This is a genomic window from Frankia sp. RB5, from assembly GCF_059816245.1.
In genome coordinates this window covers 1-1,774 of sequence record NZ_JCBATA010000145.1, presented here as the reverse complement: position 1 = coordinate 1,774, position 1,774 = coordinate 1, and the positions used below count along the sequence as shown (strand labels likewise).

Below are 1,774 nucleotides of genomic sequence, written 5' to 3'. Positions count from 1 at the left end.
CCTGTCTTCCGCACGTTCGTGTGGTGAGACAGCTACGTGGTTGATTGTTCGGATCGGGTCGGGTTGATCGGGATCCGTGGTGGCGGGTCTGGGACTGTTCGTGGCTGTGTCGGTTGTGGCGGGTTACGGGCCGCCGAGCGTGGAGAAGCCGCTCGGTGTGCTGCCCGTGGTGCGTGACTACCTGGCCCGTCTCGATCTGGCGGGCACGATCGATCGGCTCGCCCCGATGCGCGACAAGGTCAATCGGGTCACCCATGGCCAGGTGATCGCCGCGCTGGTCGCGAACCGGTTGACCTCGCCGACCCCGCTGCTGCACGTCGAGACGTGGGCCCGTCGGTGGGCGGTCGAGGAGATGTTCGGCATGTCCCCGGACGCGCTCAACGACGACCGGGTCGGCCGGGCGCTTGACGCGCTCGCCCCGGTGAGCGAGCAGGTCGCCGGTTCGGTCGGGGCGGCGGCGATCGCCGCGTTCGGCCTCGACGTGTCCCGTTTCCACTGGGACATGACCTCGATCTCGTTGTACGGCGCCTACCCTGAGGTCGACGGCGACTACGCGACGCCGCGCTACGGCCACCCGAAGGACCGCCGTCCCGACCTCAAGCAGGTTCAGACGGGCCTGGCCAGCACCGGCGACGGTGGGATCCCGCTGCTCCCGCGTGCCTACGACGGCGGCGCTGGGGAGGTCTCCCAGGTCCAGGGCGCGCTGCGCGCTCTCGTCGAGCTCGCCGGCCCGCGCAGGTTCCTGCTGGTCGGGGACACCAAGCTCGTCTCCTACGGGAACCTGACCGCGCTGACCTCGACTCCCGGGGTCACGTTCCTCGCGCCGGCGCCGAAGACAGCCGTGCCCGCGCGGGTCCTCGCCGCCCAGGACTGGGCCACCGCCACGATCATCGAGCATGTCGCGGCCCGCGACCAGGACAAGCCGGTCCACCAGCGGGCCCGCTACCGCGCCCGCGAGGGGACGACCGTGCTGCGCGGGCCGCGGAAGAAAGACCCGCCGGTCACGGTGCGCACGGTGTTCGTCTGGTCGTCGGCGAACGACCAGGCCGCGAAGGCGGCCCGCGCTCTGAAGCTGGACCGCGCCCGCGAGGCGCTGGACACCCTCGCCCGCGCCGCGGGCAGCCACCACCTCTACCGCACCGAGACCGCGGTGAAGGCCCGTCTGGCGTTCCTCACGACCAAACACCGGGTCTCCCGCTACCTGATCGCGCAGACCAGCGTCGACCCGGACACCGGGAAACCCTCCCTGACCTGGCAGTTCGACCAGACCGTCCTCGACGCCGAGGCCGCCACCGACGGCTGGTACGCCCTGCTGACCAACCTGCCCGACAGCATCAGCCCCACCGAGGTCCTCGCCCGCTACAAGGGCCAGGAAGTCTCCGAACGCCGCTACGGCACGTTCAAAGGCCCGCTCGCGGTCACGCCGATGTTCCTGCGTTCCAACCAGCGCATCCACGCCCTCATCCACGTGATCTGCCTGGCCCTGCTCGTCTTCTCGCTCATCGAGCGCCAAGCCCGCCTCGGCGCGGGCCCCGACGGGAAGATCCCCGGCCTCTACGCCGGTCGTCCCGCCCGCCCCACCGGCGCACTCGTCCTTGGCACGCTAAGCACGCTGCGCCTCGTGCCCGCCCAGGACCGCCGACCCGCCTACATCCCGCGCCCACCACACCTGCACCAGCACCTCCTCGACATCCTCGGCGTCGACCCAACCCGCCCACCATGATCGACATACGGGCCCGTCAACGCATCAAAGCCCCATGTGCGGAAGACGGGC

General features: G+C 70.8%; 1 protein-coding gene. It reads left to right on the top strand.

Going from position 1 to position 1,774, the window contains the following annotated elements; translation table 11 throughout:
- Positions 1-100 precede the first annotated feature (100 nt).
- On the top strand, positions 101-1,723 hold the full coding sequence (locus AC6EXY_RS33190) for an IS1634 family transposase (protein WP_499819017.1): 1,623 nt from the start codon (positions 101-103) through the stop codon (positions 1,721-1,723).
- Positions 1,724-1,774: the final 51 nt, after the last annotated feature.